Here is a 16411-nt window from a genome sequence, read left to right on the forward strand (position 1 = left end):
CATCACGCCACCTGTTCTCCTACCAGTGCATCCAAGTCGAGTGCGGAAACGTCGATTTGTCCGCTGACCAGCTTGGGCAGAAGGAGATCACGCATGGCCCTGAGATAGCGCGTCTGCGCCTGAAGTGTCGTCGATTCTTCATGTATCGGCCCCACCACCTGATCGAACCGCGCCAAGAGCATTGGCGGTGCAATGAGCGCCGATACCTCATGGAGCGCGGCGCGCTTGATGTGCTTCATGGTCGTTCCCTGGGCGCGCGCACGGAACTCCGGCATCGCGTTGTCGAGGGCGTGTAATAGGTAGAGCAGCGTCACCGAGTCATTTGATGGCCGTACGACGAAGAGGTGCTGATTAAGAAGTCCCGGTTCGTCTGCCCAGAGGTAAACACCTAGATCGGCGCTCCAACTCATTAGGAGGTCGCCACCTTCGACCCAGTACTTCTTATCGATGGGTCCTTCGGGACAACGGGGCGTCCCAGCCGTGATACCCGCCTTGAGTTCTTTGATCTTGATGATCGGCCTGCCATCTGGTCCCCAATGTGAAGGCTTGAAAGCAAAGCCGTTCACAAACGATGCGACGACATCGAACGGATCCGTACCCCACCCGTCGGGGATCGGGCCGAGGGCCGAGTCAACGAGGGGGACGGCTCTGTGTCCTGGGTAGCGAAACTTCACAAACCACTCACGGTAGACGGCCCGCGCCATCTCTTCCAGCAACTCCACCCGGCGAAGGTTGTTCTCGATAAGGTCATCGATCGACCCGATGACGGCGACAACACGTTCTTGATAGAACCGAGAGGGGAGATTGATCTTCAACGCTTCAAATCGTGACTTGTTCAGGATCGGCGTTCGCGTGCCTCCCGAAGCTAAACGCTTCAGTTCCTCCCTCCGAGTTCGTAAGTGGTAATAGAGAAACAAAGGATCAACCTTAGAGTCGTTCGGAATAATCGTATTAATCTGCTGATTGGTGAACGAGTCTGCGGTCGAGATCGCAACCTTTCCCAACTGCCACCCGATGCACGAAACTATCAACGCGCCCGATGGAACCCTGAGACGCCGCAATAACTCAGCACCGTCAGCCGACAGACACCTTTCAGTCGCCGCGATGAATCGTTGGTCGACCATGTCGGTCGGAGTCACGAAAGGATGCTCGTTTCCGAAGGCATCGGGACGTGCGGCAGGAGGCGTCTTTCCAGTAACAACCCGGCCCAGTTCCCCGATTGCGAATTCGCGCCAGTCTGTCATACGCCGAGAATCCCGCGGACCGCGACGTCGACTTTGACGCGCAAGGCCTCGGCTTGGTCGCTCAGAAAAGTGAACTCTTCGTAAAGCTCTTCGAGTTTCACAGCGAAATCCTCGTCGTTCTCAGCCACAACAGCAGAGCCTGTGTAACGACCGGGGTTGAGACTCCATCCTTGATCTTCGATCTCAGAACGAGTCGCGACCTTGCACAGACCAGCAACGTCTGCGTACTTCCCATCAGGAAAATTCTCCGTGAGTAAAGCGTTACTGCCCGTCGCGGTTTCGATGTCTTCACCTCGGTACAGCCGCACGACGTTGGCGAGAAACTCGATCTGCTCCGCCGTGAAGTCGCGGTGGGCGCGGTCTATCTGCCGGTATATATGCCGTGCATCAAGGAACAAGACACTGTCTTTGCGTCGGGTTCCCGCCTTGGCCTTGTCCAAGAACCAAAGCGTCACGGGGAGAGTAACCGTGTAGAAGAAGTTGGAACTGATTGCGACCATCACATCCAACGCACCAGACTCGACGATCTGCTTGCGGATGTCCTTCTCCGAATGCCCTGCGTCACCCGCTGAGTTGGCCATAACGAATCCGGCGCGGCCCTTTGGCCCAAGCGCCGCGTAGAACTGCTGGATCCAAAGGTAGTTTGCGTTGTCCGGCTTGGGGATTCCGAAGTGGAATCGCTTGTCACCGGAGAGCTGGTCCTTCTTCACTTTGTCGACGTTGAAGGGCGGGTTAGCCATTACGTAGTCGAAGGCCCCGACCGCCTTGTGCGGGTCTTCGTAATAGCTATTGGCTTGCCGGATGTCACCAGAGAGCCCGTGCAGCGCGAGGTTCATCTTCGCCAGCGGCACAGTGTCCTCAGTCTTCTCCGTACCGAAGATGGAGAGCTTTCTCGTCGCTGATTCATGATGGCGTTCAACGAATTTCGCGCACTGTACAAACATGCCACCCGACCCGCACGCAGGGTCGAAGACGCGGCCGTGAAACGGTTCCAGAATCTCTACGATGAGCCGGACGATCGAATAGGGAGTGAAGTACTCGCCACCGCCCTTGCCTTCTTGCGCGGCGAAGTTGGAAAGAAAGTCTTCGTAGATGAAGCCGAAGGCGTCCCCTTCCAGCTGTGTCGGCAACGGCGCAAACAAGCGCAGCAGCTCGATCAGAGTTGAACGTTCGAGCTTCTGGTAGCCACGCGGCAGGATGTCCTTGAGTTCGGGATTGGCCGCTTCAATCGCCTTGATCGCCTCATCGACTGCCTTGCCAATGTCGTCCCCCTCCGGAAGATCGTTGAGGTACGACAGCCGCGATTCCTCCGGCACATACAACACGGACTTGGCCTTATAGTCGGCGGGCGTTGCGGGGTTGCGAGCTGAGGCCTTCGACTCGACCTCACCGCGGACAGCCTCGAAACGGTTCTCCGCGTAGGCGAGGAACACCAAGCCGAGTACCGGATTGCGATACTGGACCGGCGTCAACTTCGAGTTGGCTCGCAATTCGTCAGCAGCGGACCACAGCGTACGGCGCACCTTGGCGAGGTCAGTCGTCTTCAACCACATTCCGTTCTATCGGTTCGAGGCGCCTTGGCCACGAACTATCCCTACCTAAGAATCCGATGGCGGTAACTCTCCGCGAGCACAAGTCTGAACAAACTGTGGGCGCCAACGGCCGTCAAGCGCGGATCATCGCATAGCTGTGGGCTCGAATGGGGCGAGGATGGCCGGGTTCCAAACCTTATGTCGAAGGCCCAGGGTTGCGAAAGCAGGGCAGGCGGCCATGCAGGGGGCCGACCAACGATCTCGCTGGGGATCCGCGCGACGAAGTCCCGCGACGACCCAGCCGGCACGAACCGATCCGCCCACCCCACCCAAACACAAAGGTCACGACCTCTTTCGAGTTCGTGACCTCTATGCCTGCGGTTACGTAAAACCGCTCTTTGTGGGCGAAGGGGGACTTGAACCCCCACGTCCCGAAGGACACTGGCACCTGAAGCCAGCGCGTCTGCCATTCCGCCACTCGCCCGGATTGACCGCGCAACCGTATCACCACACCGGCACCGGACCCAAACCGTTGGATCCGAATCAAGATCACCCACCCTGACCTGGCGTGACGTGATTCTCAGAGTTCTGTTGGTCCCGCATCGGCGCACTTGGCCGATAACATGCGTGTGAGCAGTGTGGCCAGAGCGACACTCCATGCGCGGGGGCACAGCACGACGACAACAGATGGGGCGGTGAGATGGGTCTGGCGGACCGTATCGAACGTCGCCTCGAGTCGACTGTCGGCGACGCTTTCGCCCGGGTCTTCGGCGGATCGATCGTTCCGCAGGAAGTCGAAGCCCTGTTGCGCCGCGAAGCCGAGGCCCACGCCCAGCCGGTCGGCGGCGGTCGCATTTTGGCCCCCAACGACTACATCATTACGCTCAGTGACACCGACTACCAGAAGGTGAGCGCGGATCCGGAACGGACGTCTACGACTTTTGCCCGGCACCTGCAAGGTTTTATTCATGAGCAGGGTTGGCAAACGTATGGTGATGTGGTCGTCAGATTCGAGGCCTCATCGACGCTGCACACCGGACAGTTTCGTGCCCGCGGCGCGGTGAACCCCGACTCGGCCGCCGGCACGCCCGTCCCACCACAGCACGACCGCCCGTCCACCGCACAACCAGGAGTACCAGCGATGACCGACAACCCGAGCTACCGCGGCCAGGGACAGGGGCGGCCCGGCGACGACCAGTACGACGACCGCTACCGCCAGCAGGATGAGCCGCGCGCCGGCCATGCCGCCGAGCGCCCAGACCCGGCTGCCTACCCTGACCAGGGCGGCTACCCGCCGCGCCAGGGCGGCTACCCCGACCAGGGTTACCCGCCCCCGCCGGCCCAGCCGTCCTACGAGCAGCGTCCGCCCGCCGGCTACGGCGGCCCGCAGGGTGGCCAGCAGCCCCCCGCCGGTTACCCCGATCAGGGTTACCGCCAGCAGCCGCCGCCGCCCGGTTACCCGCAGCCGCCGGCCTCGCCGCCGCCGGGCTACGGCGAGTACGACTACGGCCGCCCGCCGGCCCCGCCGCGCCCGGACGAGGGCTATGGTCGCCCGCCCGCGCCGCCGGCGCCGTCTTACGAGCAGCCGCCGTACCAGGACCAGGGCTACGGCCGCGCCGACTACGGCCGCCAGGACTACGCCGCGCCCCCGGCCCCGCAGGCACCCGACTACGGCCGCTACGGCGAACCGCCGGCCGCCCCGGGCTACCCCGACGCCGGCTACGGCGAACCGGAGGGCTACGGGTACGGACAGGGCTACGGCCAGGACTACGGGCAGGGCTACGGCGCCGAACCCGCGGCTCCGGCCGCCGGGGCCTACGGCGGTTACGCCGCGGGCGCCGCCACCGTGACGCTTCAGCTCGACGACGGCAGCGGCCGCACGTACCAGCTGCGTGAGGGCGCCAATGTCATCGGTCGCGGCCAGGACGCCCAGTTCCGCCTCCCGGACACCGGGGTGTCACGCCGCCATCTGGAGATCCGCTGGGACGGTCAGATCGCGCTGCTGTCGGATCTGAACTCCACCAACGGCACCACGGTGAACAACGCGCCGGTGCAGGAGTGGCAGCTCGCCGACGGAGACGTGATCCGGCTGGGCCACTCCGAGATCATCGTCCGCGTCCACTGAACGCCCCGAACTGGGGAGAGGCGCACCGCTCGGCCCTCGAGCCGGCGAGCGCCCCAGTATCGTGACGGTGCCGAAAGTCGATAGGCGAGGCGGGAAGGACGTCAGATGCAGGGGCTAGTACTGCAGCTGACAAGGGTCGGTTTCCTGCTGTTGCTGTGGTTGTTCATCTGGTCGGTGCTGCGCATTCTGCGCACCGATATCTACGCCCCGACCGGGGCGGTGATGGTCCGGCGCGGGCTGGCCCTGCGGGGCTCGCTGCTGCCCAACCGGCAGCGGCTGCACATCGCCCGGCACATGATCGTCACGGAGGGCGCGCTGGCGGGCACCCGCATCACCCTGGGCAGCCAGCCGGTGCTCATCGGCCGGGCGGACGACTCCACCCTGGTGCTCACCGACGACTACGCATCGACACGGCATGCCAGGCTGTCCCCACGGGGCTCGGAATGGTACGTCGAGGACCTAGGATCGACCAACGGTACATACCTTGACAGGGCGAAGGTGACGACGGCGGTAAGGGTTCCGATGGGAACGCCGGTACGAATCGGCAAGACGGTAATCGAGTTGCGGCCGTGACACTTGTATTGCGTTACGCAGCACGCAGCGACCGCGGCCTGGTCCGCGCGAACAACGAGGATTCGGTGTACGCCGGGGCACGCCTGCTGGCGCTGGCCGACGGGATGGGCGGCCACGCCGCCGGTGAGGTCGCCTCACAGCTGGTGATCGCGGCACTCGCTCATCTCGACGACGACGAACCCGGCGGCGACCTGCTCAAAAAACTCAACGACGCGGTGCACGAGGGCAACTCGGCCATCGCCGCCCATGTGGAGGCTGACCCCGAGCTGGAAGGCATGGGCACCACGCTCACCGCGATCCTGTTCGCGGGCGGCCGACTGGGCCTGGTTCACATCGGCGATTCCCGCGGCTACCTGCTGCGCGACGGCGAGCTGAGCCAGATCACCAAGGACGACACATTCGTCCAGACCCTGGTGGACGAGGGCCGTATCACCGCGGAAGAGGCGCACAGCCACCCGCAGCGGTCACTGATCATGCGGGCCCTCACCGGCCATGAGGTCGAACCGACGCTCATCGTGCGCGAGGCCCGGGTCGGCGACCGCTACCTGCTCTGTTCGGACGGATTGTCCGACCCGGTCAGCCACGACACTATCCACGAGGCCCTGCAGATACCGGATGTGGTCGACAGCGCCGACCGGCTGATCGAGCTGGCCCTTCGCGGCGGCGGCCCCGACAACGTCACCGTGGTGGTGGCCGATGTCGTCGACTACGACTACGGCCAAACCCAGCCGATCCTGGCCGGCGCGGTCTCCGGGGTGGACGACGACACCCTCCCGCCGAACACCTCGGCGGGACGGGCATCGGCGTTCAACCCCCGCCGGACCGCCCCGAAAAGGGTTGTGACCGCACCGGAGGAACTCCCAAAAGCACACCGCTCCAAGCGGCGTCTGGTGATCGCGGGAGTCGTGGTGTTGCTGATCGTGCTGGCCGGCTTGGCGGTCGCACGGGAGATCATCCGCAACAACTATTACGTCGGTGAGCAGGACGGCACCGTCTCCATCATGCGCGGCGTGCAGGGCTCGTTTCTCGGGCTCTCACTTCAGGAACCGTTTCTGGTCGGTTGCCTCAACCAACGAAACGAGTTGTCGCTGATCAGTTTCGGCCAGTCCAAGACCAACCTGGACTGCGCACTGCTCGGCGTCAACGATATCCGGGAATCCGAGCGCGCCCAGGTCGCCGCGGGATTGCCGGCCGGCACCCTCGACGACGCGATCAGCCAGATCAACGAACTGGCCCGCAGCTCGCTGCTGCCGATCTGCGCGCCGCCCGCCACCACAGCCAAGACGACACCCAAGCCCACCCCGACGCCGAGTCCTGCCCCCACTTCGCCAGTCGCACCGCCTCCCACCACCTCCGGGACACCCGTGGCGCCCACGAGCAGCGCGCCCGCACCGGCGCCCGCATCAGCCCCCGTTCCCAGCCCGGCTCCGACACCGCAGCCCACCGCCACGCCGCTCCCACCCAGTCCCAGTCCCACCCAGGCATCGACCGTCACGGCCCTGCCTCCCTCACCGCCGGAGCCGGGCACCACCTGCCGGACGGCGTCATGACCACCGCGCCCCAGTCACCCGTCGCCGTCACGCCGCCGCTGCCCAACCGGCGCAACGCCGAACTGGGGCTGTTGGGCTTCGCCGCGGTCATCACCACGGTGGCACTGCTCATCGTGGAGGCCAATCAGGAGCAGGGCCTGAACTGGGATCTGCTGCAGTACACCGTGGCCTACCTGGCCCTGTTCGCGGGCGCGCACCTGGCCGTCCGCCGATTCGCGCCCTATGCCGACCCTCTGCTGCTTCCGGTAGTCGCGTTGCTGAATGGCTTGGGGCTGGTCATGATTCACCGCCTCGACCTGGCCGCCGCACCGATGAACCCGGACAGCCCGACCGCCAACCAGCAGATGCTGTGGACGCTCGTTGGCGTCATCGCCTTCTCGGTGATCGTGATCGCGGTACCCGACCACCGCGTACTGGCCCGCTACGGCTACCTCTGCGGATTGACCGGCCTTGTGCTGCTTGTGATTCCGGCCTTGCTGCCCTCGAAGTTCTCCGAACAGAACGGCGCGAAGATCTGGATCCAGTTCCCCGGTTTCTCCATCCAGCCCGCGGAATTCTCCAAGATCCTGCTGCTGATCTTCTTCTCGGCCGTACTCGTCGACAAGCGCGAACTGTTCATCAGTGCCGGAAAGCACGTTCTCGGAATGGATCTGCCCCGCCCGCGCGATCTGGCGCCCCTGCTGGTGGCCTGGGTCGCCTCGGTGGGGGTGATGGTCTTCGAGAAGGACCTCGGCACCTCTCTGCTGCTGTACACCTCGTTCCTGGTGCTCGTCTACGTGGCGACCGGCCGGCTGTCCTGGGTGCTCATCGGTCTCGTGCTGTTCGCCTTGGGAAGCGTGGTGGCCTACCAGCTTTTCGGTCATGTCCGGGTTCGGGTGCAGAACTGGATCGACCCGTTCGCCGACCCCGACGGCGCCGGGTTCCAGATGGTGCAATCCCTGTTCAGCTTCGCCACCGGGGGCATCTTCGGCACCGGCCTCGGCAACGGCCAGCCGGGCACCGTCCCTGCTGCCTCAACGGATTTCATCATCGCGGCCATCGGTGAGGAGCTCGGCCTGGTGGGCCTGGCCGGCGTGCTGATGCTCTACACCATCGTCATCATCCGGGGCCTGCGGACCGCGGTCGCCGTGCGTGACAGCTTCGGCAAATTGCTTGCCGCGGGGTTAGCATCCGCACTGGGCATCCAGCTGTTCATCGTCGTCGGCGGGGTGACCAAACTGATCCCGCTGACCGGCCTCACCACCCCGTGGATGTCCTACGGCGGTTCGTCTCTGGTGGCCAACTACATCCTGCTGGCCATCCTGATGCGGATCTCGCATGCCGCCCGGCGGCCGATCACCGCCAGCCGCGGACCGAACCCCACCCCCATCGCCGCCGCCAGCACGGAGGTGATCGCGAAGGCATGAACACCTCTCTGCGTCGTCTCTCCGTCACGATCATGGCGCTGATCGTGCTGCTGCTCGCCAACGCCACCTTCACCCAGGTGTTCGCGGCCGACGGCTACCGCGCCGATCCGCGCAACCAGCGGGTGCTGCTCGACGAATACTCCCGTCAGCGCGGCCAGATCTCGGCCGGCGGCCAGCTGCTGGCCTACTCGGTGTCTACCAACGGCCGGTTCCGGTTCCTGCGCGTGTATCCCAATCCGCTGGCCTACGCGCCGGTCACCGGCTTCTACTCACTGCAGTACTCCAGCACCGGGCTCGAGCGCGCCGAGGACACCGTCCTCAACGGCTCCGACGAGCGCCTGTTCGGACGGCGCCTGGCCGACTTCTTCACCGGCCGTGACCCGCGCGGCGGCAATGTGTCGACCACGATCAACCCCCAGGTACAGCAGGCCGCCTGGGACGCCATGCAGCGCGGCTGCGACGGCCCGTGCAAGGGGTCCGTGGTGGCACTCGAGCCCGCCACCGGCAAGATCCTCGCGATGGTGTCCGCACCGTCGTACGACCCCAACGAACTGGCCAGCCACGACGGCAGCGAGCAGTCCGCGGCGTGGCAACGGCTACGCGACAACCCGGATTCCCCCCTGGTGAACCGCGCGATCTCGGAAACCTACCCACCGGGTTCGACGTTCAAGGTGATCACCACCGCGGCCGCGTTGGCGGCCGGCTCCACCCCGGACACCCAGTTGACCGCCGCGTCGCGCATCCCGTTGCCGGACAGCACCGCGACGTTGGAGAACTACGGCGGATCGACCTGCGGCAACGGCCCGACGGCCACGCTGCGGGAGGCGTTCGCGCGGTCCTGCAACACCGCCTTCGTGCAATTGGGTATCAACACCGGGGCCGACAAGCTGCGTGCCACCGCACGGTCGTTCGGACTCGATGAACCCCCGGCCCCGATCCCGCTGCAGGTGGCCAATTCGACCATCGGCCCCATCGAAGATGGCGCCGCGCTGGGTATGTCCAGCATCGGACAGAAGGATGTCGCGGTGACACCGCTACAGAACGCGATGGTGGCCGCCACCATCGCCAACGACGGCGTCACCATGACGCCCTACCTGGTCGACGCCCTCAAGGGCCCGGACCTCTCCAATATCGCCACCACTGCCCCGCAGGAGCTGAGGCGGGCTGTGTCGCCGCAGGTCGCGGCTACACTTACTGATCTGATGGTCGGCGCCGAGCAGGTGACACAGCAGAAGGGAGCCATCGCCGGCGTGCAGATCGCATCGAAGACGGGCACCGCCGAGCACGGCACGGATCCCCGCAACACCCCGCCGCACGCGTGGTACATCGCATTCGCCCCGGCACAGGCCCCCAAAGTGGCCATAGCCGTGCTTGTGGAGAATGGGGGAGACCGATTGTCCGCCACCGGCGGTGCGGTGGCTGCCCCCATCGGGCGGGCCACCATCGCCGCTGCTCTGCGGGAGGCATCATGACGGCCCGGGTGGGTGTGACGCTGTCCGGCCGTTACCGGCTGCAGCGTCTGATCGCGACCGGCGGTATGGGCCAGGTGTGGGAAGGACTCGACACTCGGCTCGGCCGCCAGGTGGCGATCAAGGTCCTCAAGGCCGAGTTCTCCGAGGACTCCGAGTTCGTCGACCGGTTCCGCGGTGAAGCGCGCACCGTCGCGATGCTCAACCACCCCGGCATCGCCAGCGTGTACGACTACGGCGAGACCGAGATCGAGGCCGGTGAAGGTCGCACCGCGTACCTGGTGATGGAACTGGTCAACGGGGAGCCGCTGAACTCCGTCATCAAACGCACCGGGCGGCTGTCGCTGCGCCACGCCCTGGACATGCTCGAGCAGACCGGCCGGGCTCTGCAGGTCGCGCACACCGCCGGGCTGGTGCACCGCGACGTCAAGCCCGGCAACATTCTGATCACCCCGACCGGCCAGGTGAAGCTGACCGACTTCGGTATCGCCAAGGCCGTCGACGCGGCCCCGGTCACCCAGACCGGCATGGTGATGGGCACCGCGCAGTACATCGCGCCAGAGCAGGCACTGGGCCGCGACGCCACCGCCGCCAGCGACGTGTACTCACTCGGTGTCGTCGGCTACGAATCCCTTTCCGGCAAAAGGCCGTTCACCGGCGACGGCGCACTCACCGTCGCCATGAAACACATCAAGGAGCAGCCCGCCCCGCTGCCCGCCGATCTGCCGCCCAACGTGCGCGAGCTCATCGAGATCACCCTGGCCAAGGAAGCCAACCACCGGTACCGCTCGGGCGGTCCGTTCGCCGACGCCGTCGCCGCGGTGCGCGCCGGGCGCCGGCCGCCACGGCCCAACCACGCGCCCACCATCGGCCGGGCCACCCCCGCAGCCATCCCGTCGACCACCCAGGCCCGGGCCGCAGCAGCCGCCGAGTACCGGCCACCGCCGACCGCCGCACGGCCCCGCCCGGTCACGGGTAGCCACCGCACGCCGCCGCCGCGCCGTACCTTCTCGCCCGGTCAGCGCGCACTGCTGTGGGCCGCCGGTGTGCTGGGTGCGCTGGCCATCATCATCGCGGTGCTGATCGTGCTCAACGCACAGGACAAGAAGGACCGCCCGGTGCAGCAGGAGACCTCCACCAGCACCACCGTCATCGGCGTGCCGCCGCCCAGCGGCGCACCGCCCAGCGGGTCACCGTGACAACCCCACCTCAGCATCTGTCGGACCGTTACGAGCTCGGGGAGATCCTCGGCTTCGGTGGGATGTCCGAGGTCCACATCGCCCGCGACGTCCGGTTGCACCGGGATGTCGCGGTCAAGGTGCTGCGCGCCGACCTGGCCCGCGACCCGAGCTTCTATCTGCGGTTCCGCCGCGAAGCGCAGAATGCCGCTGCGCTGAACCACCCGGCCATCGTCGCCGTGTACGACACCGGGGAGGCGGAGACCCCCACCGGCCCGCTGCCCTACATCGTGATGGAGTACGTCGACGGGGTGACGCTGCGCGATATCGTGCACACCGACGGACCGATGGAGCCCAAGCGCGCCATCGAGATCATCGCCGACGCGTGCCAGGCCCTGAACTTCAGCCATCAGCACGGCATCATCCACCGCGACGTCAAGCCCGCGAACATCATGATCAGCAAGAACAGCGCTGTGAAGGTGATGGACTTCGGCATCGCCCGCGCCCTGGCCGACACCGGCAACAGCGTCACCCAGACCGCCGCGGTGATCGGCACAGCGCAGTATCTGTCGCCTGAACAGGCCCGCGGCGAGCCCGTCGACGCCCGCTCCGACGTGTACTCGCTGGGCTGCGTGTTGTACGAAATCCTCACGGGGGAGCCACCTTTCATCGGTGACTCGCCGGTGGCCGTGGCCTATCAGCATGTCCGCGAGGACGCCGACCCACCGTCCAAGCGTCACCCGGGCATCTCCCCGGAACTCGACGCGGTCGTGCTCAAGGCGCTCACCAAGAATCCGGAGAACCGCTACCAGACCGCGGCCGAGATGCGCACCGACCTGATCCGCGTGCACAGCGGCGAAGCGCCCGAGGCACCCAAGGTGCTCACCGACGCCGAGCGCACCAACATCCTGACCATCAGCCAGCCGCACGCCCGGGCGTTGCCGACCGAGCACATCCCGGCCACCGGCGCCTACAACCCGCCCTCGGGCGGGGGATCGGTGGGGCGCTGGCTGATCGCCGTCGCCGTGCTGGCCGTGCTGACCGTGGTGGTCACCATCGCGATCAACGCGATCGGCGGCAAGCCCCGCGACGTGCAGGTTCCCGATGTGGCCGGCCAGGCGTCGGCCGACGCCATCGCGACACTGCAGAACCGCGGCTTCAAGACCAACGTCCAGCGCAACCCCGACTCGAAGGTGCCGCCGGATCACGTCATCGGTACCGACCCGAATGCCAACACCTCGGTGAGCGCAGGGGACGAGATCACCATCAACGTCTCGACCGGACCCGAGCAGCGTGAGGTGCCCGACGTGTCCGGCCTGAGCTACGCCGACGCGGTGCGCAAGCTCACCGACGCCGGCTTCGGCAAGTTCAAACAGGCCCCGTCGTCCTCCGTGCCCGAGCTCAAGGACCGGGTGGTGAGCACGGTGCCGCCGGCGAACTCGACGTCGGCGATCACCAACGAGATCACCGTGGTGGTGGGCACCGGCCCGCAGACCAAAGCCCTGCCCGATGTCACCAATCAGACCGCCGACGGCGCGACGACCAACCTGAAGATCCTCGGCTTCACCGCGATCCTGACCGCTCCGGTGGCCAGCCCGCGCCCGGCCGGGGAGGTGGTGGCCACCGATCCGATCGCTGGCACGGTGGTGCCGCTGGATGCGCCGGTCACGCTGAAGGTGTCCCTGGGCAACCAGTTCGTGATGCCGAACCTGACGGGCCAGTTCTGGGTGGACGCGGAACCGAACCTACGGGCACTGGGGTGGACCGGCGTGCTGATCAAGGGTGCCAACGTCGACAACAGCGGACTGCGCTCGAACGCCGTGGTGACGCAGAGCCCGGCGCCGGGTAGCGGCGTCGGCTACGGCGACTCGATCACCCTGAGCTTCGCCTCGTAGCTTCCCCGGTCGCTACGCTCCTGCCCTCCGGACGGTGTCGGCGACTTCCTGCTCGAGCTTGGCCACCAGCTGCTCGTCCGGGGCCGCACCGCAGAAGCCCAGCCAGTTGGCCAGCATCCGGTGCCCGCCCTCGGTGAGGATGGACTCGGGGTGGAACTGCACCCCGTGGATCGGCAGCTCGGTGTGCCGGACCGCCATGATCACTCCGCTGTCCGTGTGACCGGTGGCCTCCAGGACGTCGGGTTTGGTCTCCGGCAGGATGGTCAGCGAGTGGTAGCGCGTGGCGGTAAAAGGATCTGGAAGTCCTTGCAGCACACCGACATTGGAATGATGTACCAGGCTGGTCTTGCCGTGCAGCAGTTCCGGGGCACGGTCCACGGTGCCGCCGAACGCCACCCCGATGGCCTGGTGCCCCAGACACACCCCGAGCAGCGGCGTGCCGGTTTCGGCGGCGGCGTGGACCAGCGGGATGGACGCGCCGGCCCGCTCGGGGGTACCGGGGCCGGGGGATAGCAGGATGCCGTCGAACTGCTCGGCGATGCTGCCGGGGTCGGCCAGGCGCTCGTCGTCGTTGCGCCAGACCTGCGCCTGCACGCCGAGTTGGCCCAGGTACTGGACCAGGTTGAACACGAAGCTGTCGTAGTTGTCGACGACCAGAACCTGCATGCGGTCAGGGTACGTGGGCACGCAAAACGGTTAATACCCGAGCGGCCCGGCCGGCTTGGCATACTTCATCCGGACCGGCGCGGAGTATCCCGCCAGCTCGACGGCCGAACCGGGCACCTCGGTGTAACCGAGGCCGAACCGCACGGCGTACTGCTTGTACAGCGTGACCAACGGGGCAGCGGTCAGCGCAGCCTGCATGGCGCGCACGTCGCCGATCGCGCTGACGACATAGGGCGGGCTGTAGGTGCGCCCGCCCAGCAGCAAGGTGTTGCCGACGCAGCGCGGCGCGGACGTGCCGATGATGCGCTGGTCCTGGACCTGGATGCCTTCGGCGCCGGCGCTCCAGAGCGCGTTGAGGACCGCCACGATGTCCTGCTGGTGAACGACCAGGTCGTCGGGCGCGGCGTCCCGGGGGAAGCGGCCCTCGGCGTCGCGTTGCGCATCGTTGAGGGTGACCACCAGCCCGGGTCCACGCAGCGGATTCAATCCGGCCTGCTCGGCCAGCTGATCGGACCGCCGGGTGATGGCCTGCAGGGCGGCCGTGGCACCGGGGGAGCCGCCGTGATGATTGTCGACGGCCGATACCAGTCGGTCCCGCTGTGCGGTGAGCCGATCCACCCCGCTCTGGGCCTCACGCACCAGATCGACCAGCCGCGGGGCGTCACTGCGGCGGATCTCGCCACCGGCGGAGACCCCGTGGGTGGTCGCCAGCAGCAGGCCGGCGAGCAGACAGACCACCGGCACACCGAATCGCCAGGCCGAACGCGACCTCGCAGAATTCTCGACGCGGGCAGGCGCTGCGTTAGGCTCGGGGTTAAATTTTCGGCCGTCATCACCCATCGTCTCCAAAGGTAACCATGCCCAAGTCCAAAGTTCGCAAGAAGAACGACTTCACCATCAACCCGGTGAGCCGGACCCCGGTCAAGGTGAAGGCCGGGCCGTCGAGCGTGTGGTTTGTGGTGCTGTTCGTCGGGCTGATGCTCGTCGGCCTGTTCTGGCTGCTGGTGTTCCAGCTGGGAGCCACCGGACTGAACGCTCCGACCTGGCTGAATTGGATGGCGAACCTCGGTCCGTGGAACTACGCGATCGCCTTTGCCTTCATGATCTCAGGTCTGTTGCTCACCATGCGGTGGCGCTGAGACCGCAGCACGCCGGAATGAATTCATTCTGGCTGCGGAGTGTTACCCATCTCGCAACCGCAGCGTCATCCAATCACAACGTTGTTATTCATCCCCATTGGGGATAGCGCCTGTGGATAACTCCAAACTGCACGGTGAGACCAGGTATTGACGCGATGCAGCAAACAAGTTGGGGCCCCGCACCCGCGGGCATCGCCGCGATCGGATTCGCGGGATTACTGATGGCCGTAGCCGTTGTGACTGTGGTCACAGACGGTCCGGGACGTGTTCTGGGTGGCTTTGCCGCGGTGGGTTTGCTGGCGTTTGCAACTATGTCGTGGGTCACACGCCCGAAGCTGGCAATCTCCGGTGAGGGGCTGGCGGTGCGGGGATGGTGGCGCACCCGGGTGTTGCGGCGGGAGGACATCGCCCTCGTCCGGATCACCGAGTTCCGCAGGCTGGCCCGCAAGGTCCGGCTGCTCGAGCTCGACACCACCGACGACCGGCTCTACGTGTTCACCCGCTGGGACCTGGGAACCAGCCCGCTCGACGTGCTCGACGCCCTCACCGACGCCGGCTACACCGGCCGATAACGCAAACAGCGCACGCCCGCGTGCTGCGGACGTGCGCTGGTCGTGCGTAGTTCAGGACTGCGTAGTTCAGGAAATGGTGACCGACTCGATCACGACGGCCTCGGTCGGCCGATCGCTCCGGTCGACGGACGTGGTGGCGATGGCGTCGACGACCTTCTGCGATTCCTCGTCGACGACCTCACCGAAGATGGTGTGCTTGCGGTTCAGGTGCGGGGTCTGGCCCACGGTGATGAAGAACTGCGAACCGTTGGTGCCCGGCCCTGCGTTGGCCATCGCCAGCAGGTAGGGCTTGTCGAACTGAAGTTCCGGGTGGAACTCGTCGGCGAAGCGGTAGCCCGGGCCGCCGCGACCGGTGCCGGTCGGGTCGCCGCCCTGGATCATGAATCCGTCGATGACCCGGTGGAACACCGCGCCGTCGTAGAACGGACCCGAGGTTCCGCCGGAGGCGTTCTCGGTGCTGTAGTCCTTGGTGCCCTGCGCCAGGCCGACGAAGTTGGCGACCGTCTTGGGGGCGTGGTTACCGAACAGGGCGATCTTGATATCGCCGCGGTTGGTGTGCAGCGTCGCGGTGGCTGTCTGAATGGGGCTCGTCACGAGTTGCAGTCTGCCACTCGCTCATCGGGGCCGATTTCACGGCCCCTGCGCCGGCGCCCCGTGCGGGCACATCCCGTACCGCCCCGGCGCGGTTGATGGCAGGCTGGAGGCGTTTCCCGTTCGCCTGCGAAAGAGGTGCCCATGAGTTCTGACACGGATGTCCGGCTGACGTCGGGACAACGACTCGCGCGTGGCCTGAAGTACTCCGTGGTGGGCCCTGTCGACCTCACCCTCGGCGGCCTCGGCGTCGGCCTGAAATCGGCTGCGTCCTCGGCATCCTGGCTCGGAAGCAAGCTCCGCAGCGACGAGGCCGTCGAGGAACCGCGCCGCCGTCGGCTGCTGCTGTGGATCGTGATCGGTGTGGTGGTGTTGGCGGGCGGAGCCGCCACCTTCTCGATCGTGCGCCGCTCGACCCGCCCGGACCCCTCGCCGCTGCCGCCGAGCGTCGAGGTCGCGCCGAAGCCGTAG

Annotated in this window: 15 protein-coding genes and 1 tRNA gene; 10 read left to right on the forward strand and 6 right to left on the reverse strand. The window is 66.2% G+C overall.

Going from position 1 to position 16411, the window contains the following annotated elements; translation table 11 throughout:
* Positions 1-2: 2 nt before the first annotated feature.
* The 3 genes from QN239_RS02110 to QN239_RS02120 all read right to left on the reverse strand — a co-directional run bounded on the left by QN239_RS02110 (position 3) and on the right by QN239_RS02120 (position 3260).
* Positions 3-1244, reverse strand: a complete 1242-nt coding sequence (locus QN239_RS02110; RefSeq protein WP_499007977.1) for a restriction endonuclease subunit S — start codon at positions 1242-1244, stop codon at positions 3-5.
* A complete protein-coding gene (locus tag QN239_RS02115) occupies positions 1241-2791 on the reverse strand; it encodes a type I restriction-modification system subunit M (RefSeq protein ID WP_499007978.1) in 1551 nt (516 codons plus the stop codon). The genes QN239_RS02110 and QN239_RS02115 overlap by 4 nt, the downstream gene beginning before the upstream one ends.
* Positions 2792-3177: 386 nt before the next feature.
* Positions 3178-3260 (reverse strand) — tRNA-Leu (locus QN239_RS02120).
* Positions 3261-3476: 216 nt separating this feature from the next.
* Here QN239_RS02120 and QN239_RS02125 point away from each other — a divergent pair.
* From QN239_RS02125 to pknB, 7 genes are all read left to right on the forward strand, one after another.
* A complete protein-coding gene (locus tag QN239_RS02125) occupies positions 3477-4901 on the forward strand; it encodes an FHA domain-containing protein (protein WP_499007979.1) in 1425 nt (474 codons plus the stop codon).
* 105 nt (positions 4902-5006) lie between these two features.
* On the forward strand, positions 5007-5474 hold the full coding sequence (locus QN239_RS02130; RefSeq protein WP_090359607.1) for an FHA domain-containing protein FhaB/FipA: 468 nt from the start codon (positions 5007-5009) through the stop codon (positions 5472-5474).
* The gene (locus QN239_RS02135) at positions 5471-7024 is read left to right on the forward strand and encodes a PP2C family protein-serine/threonine phosphatase (RefSeq protein WP_499007981.1); all 1554 of its coding nucleotides are present in this window, start codon (positions 5471-5473) and stop codon (positions 7022-7024) included. The genes QN239_RS02130 and QN239_RS02135 overlap by 4 nt, the downstream gene beginning before the upstream one ends.
* Entirely contained in the window at positions 7021-8430 is a 1410-nt protein-coding gene (locus QN239_RS02140; protein WP_499007982.1) for a peptidoglycan glycosyltransferase RodA, read from the forward strand. Before QN239_RS02135 ends, QN239_RS02140 begins: the two co-directional genes overlap by 4 nt.
* Complete coding sequence (pbpA, locus tag QN239_RS02145) at positions 8427-9902, forward strand: D,D-transpeptidase PbpA (protein ID WP_090359601.1); 1476 nt, start codon at positions 8427-8429, stop codon at positions 9900-9902. Before QN239_RS02140 ends, pbpA begins: the two co-directional genes overlap by 4 nt.
* Entirely contained in the window at positions 9899-11098 is a 1200-nt protein-coding gene (locus QN239_RS02150) for a protein kinase domain-containing protein (RefSeq protein WP_499007984.1), read from the forward strand. Before pbpA ends, QN239_RS02150 begins: the two co-directional genes overlap by 4 nt.
* A gap of 62 nt (positions 11099-11160) precedes the next feature.
* Positions 11161-12972: a Stk1 family PASTA domain-containing Ser/Thr kinase gene (pknB, locus tag QN239_RS02155; RefSeq protein ID WP_499016502.1), complete on the forward strand. Its 1812-nt coding sequence runs from the start codon at positions 11161-11163 to the stop codon at positions 12970-12972.
* A 12-nt stretch (positions 12973-12984) separates the two neighbouring features.
* On the opposite strand, the gene QN239_RS02160 is transcribed toward pknB, so the two are convergent.
* Both QN239_RS02160 and QN239_RS02165 read right to left on the reverse strand, forming a co-directional pair.
* Positions 12985-13638 carry an aminodeoxychorismate/anthranilate synthase component II gene (locus QN239_RS02160; protein WP_167154685.1) on the reverse strand — a complete coding sequence of 218 codons (654 nt, stop codon included), beginning with the start codon at positions 13636-13638 and terminating at the stop codon, positions 12985-12987.
* Positions 13639-13668: 30 nt separating this feature from the next.
* Positions 13669-14478: a DUF881 domain-containing protein gene (locus QN239_RS02165; protein ID WP_499007986.1), complete on the reverse strand. Its 810-nt coding sequence runs from the start codon at positions 14476-14478 to the stop codon at positions 13669-13671.
* A gap of 17 nt (positions 14479-14495) precedes the next feature.
* Between QN239_RS02165 and crgA the strand changes: the two genes are divergently transcribed.
* Together crgA and QN239_RS02175 are read left to right on the forward strand one after the other, a co-directional pair.
* Entirely contained in the window at positions 14496-14777 is a 282-nt protein-coding gene (crgA, locus tag QN239_RS02170) for a cell division protein CrgA (RefSeq protein WP_090359595.1), read from the forward strand.
* Positions 14778-14932: 155 nt separating this feature from the next.
* Positions 14933-15349: a PH domain-containing protein gene (locus tag QN239_RS02175; RefSeq protein WP_499007987.1), complete on the forward strand. Its 417-nt coding sequence runs from the start codon at positions 14933-14935 to the stop codon at positions 15347-15349.
* A gap of 66 nt (positions 15350-15415) precedes the next feature.
* Here the strand turns inward: QN239_RS02175 and QN239_RS02180 are convergent, their stop codons facing one another.
* On the reverse strand, positions 15416-15943 hold the full coding sequence (locus tag QN239_RS02180) for a peptidylprolyl isomerase (RefSeq protein ID WP_499007988.1): 528 nt from the start codon (positions 15941-15943) through the stop codon (positions 15416-15418).
* Positions 15944-16084: 141 nt separating this feature from the next.
* Here QN239_RS02180 and cwsA point away from each other — a divergent pair, with 141 nt between their 5' ends.
* On the forward strand, positions 16085-16411 hold the full coding sequence (gene cwsA / locus QN239_RS02185; protein WP_499007990.1) for a cell wall synthesis protein CwsA: 327 nt from the start codon (positions 16085-16087) through the stop codon (positions 16409-16411).

This window comes from Mycolicibacterium sp. Y3, assembly GCF_051188035.1.
GTDB lineage: Bacteria > Actinomycetota > Actinomycetes > Mycobacteriales > Mycobacteriaceae > Mycobacterium > Mycobacterium fluoranthenivorans.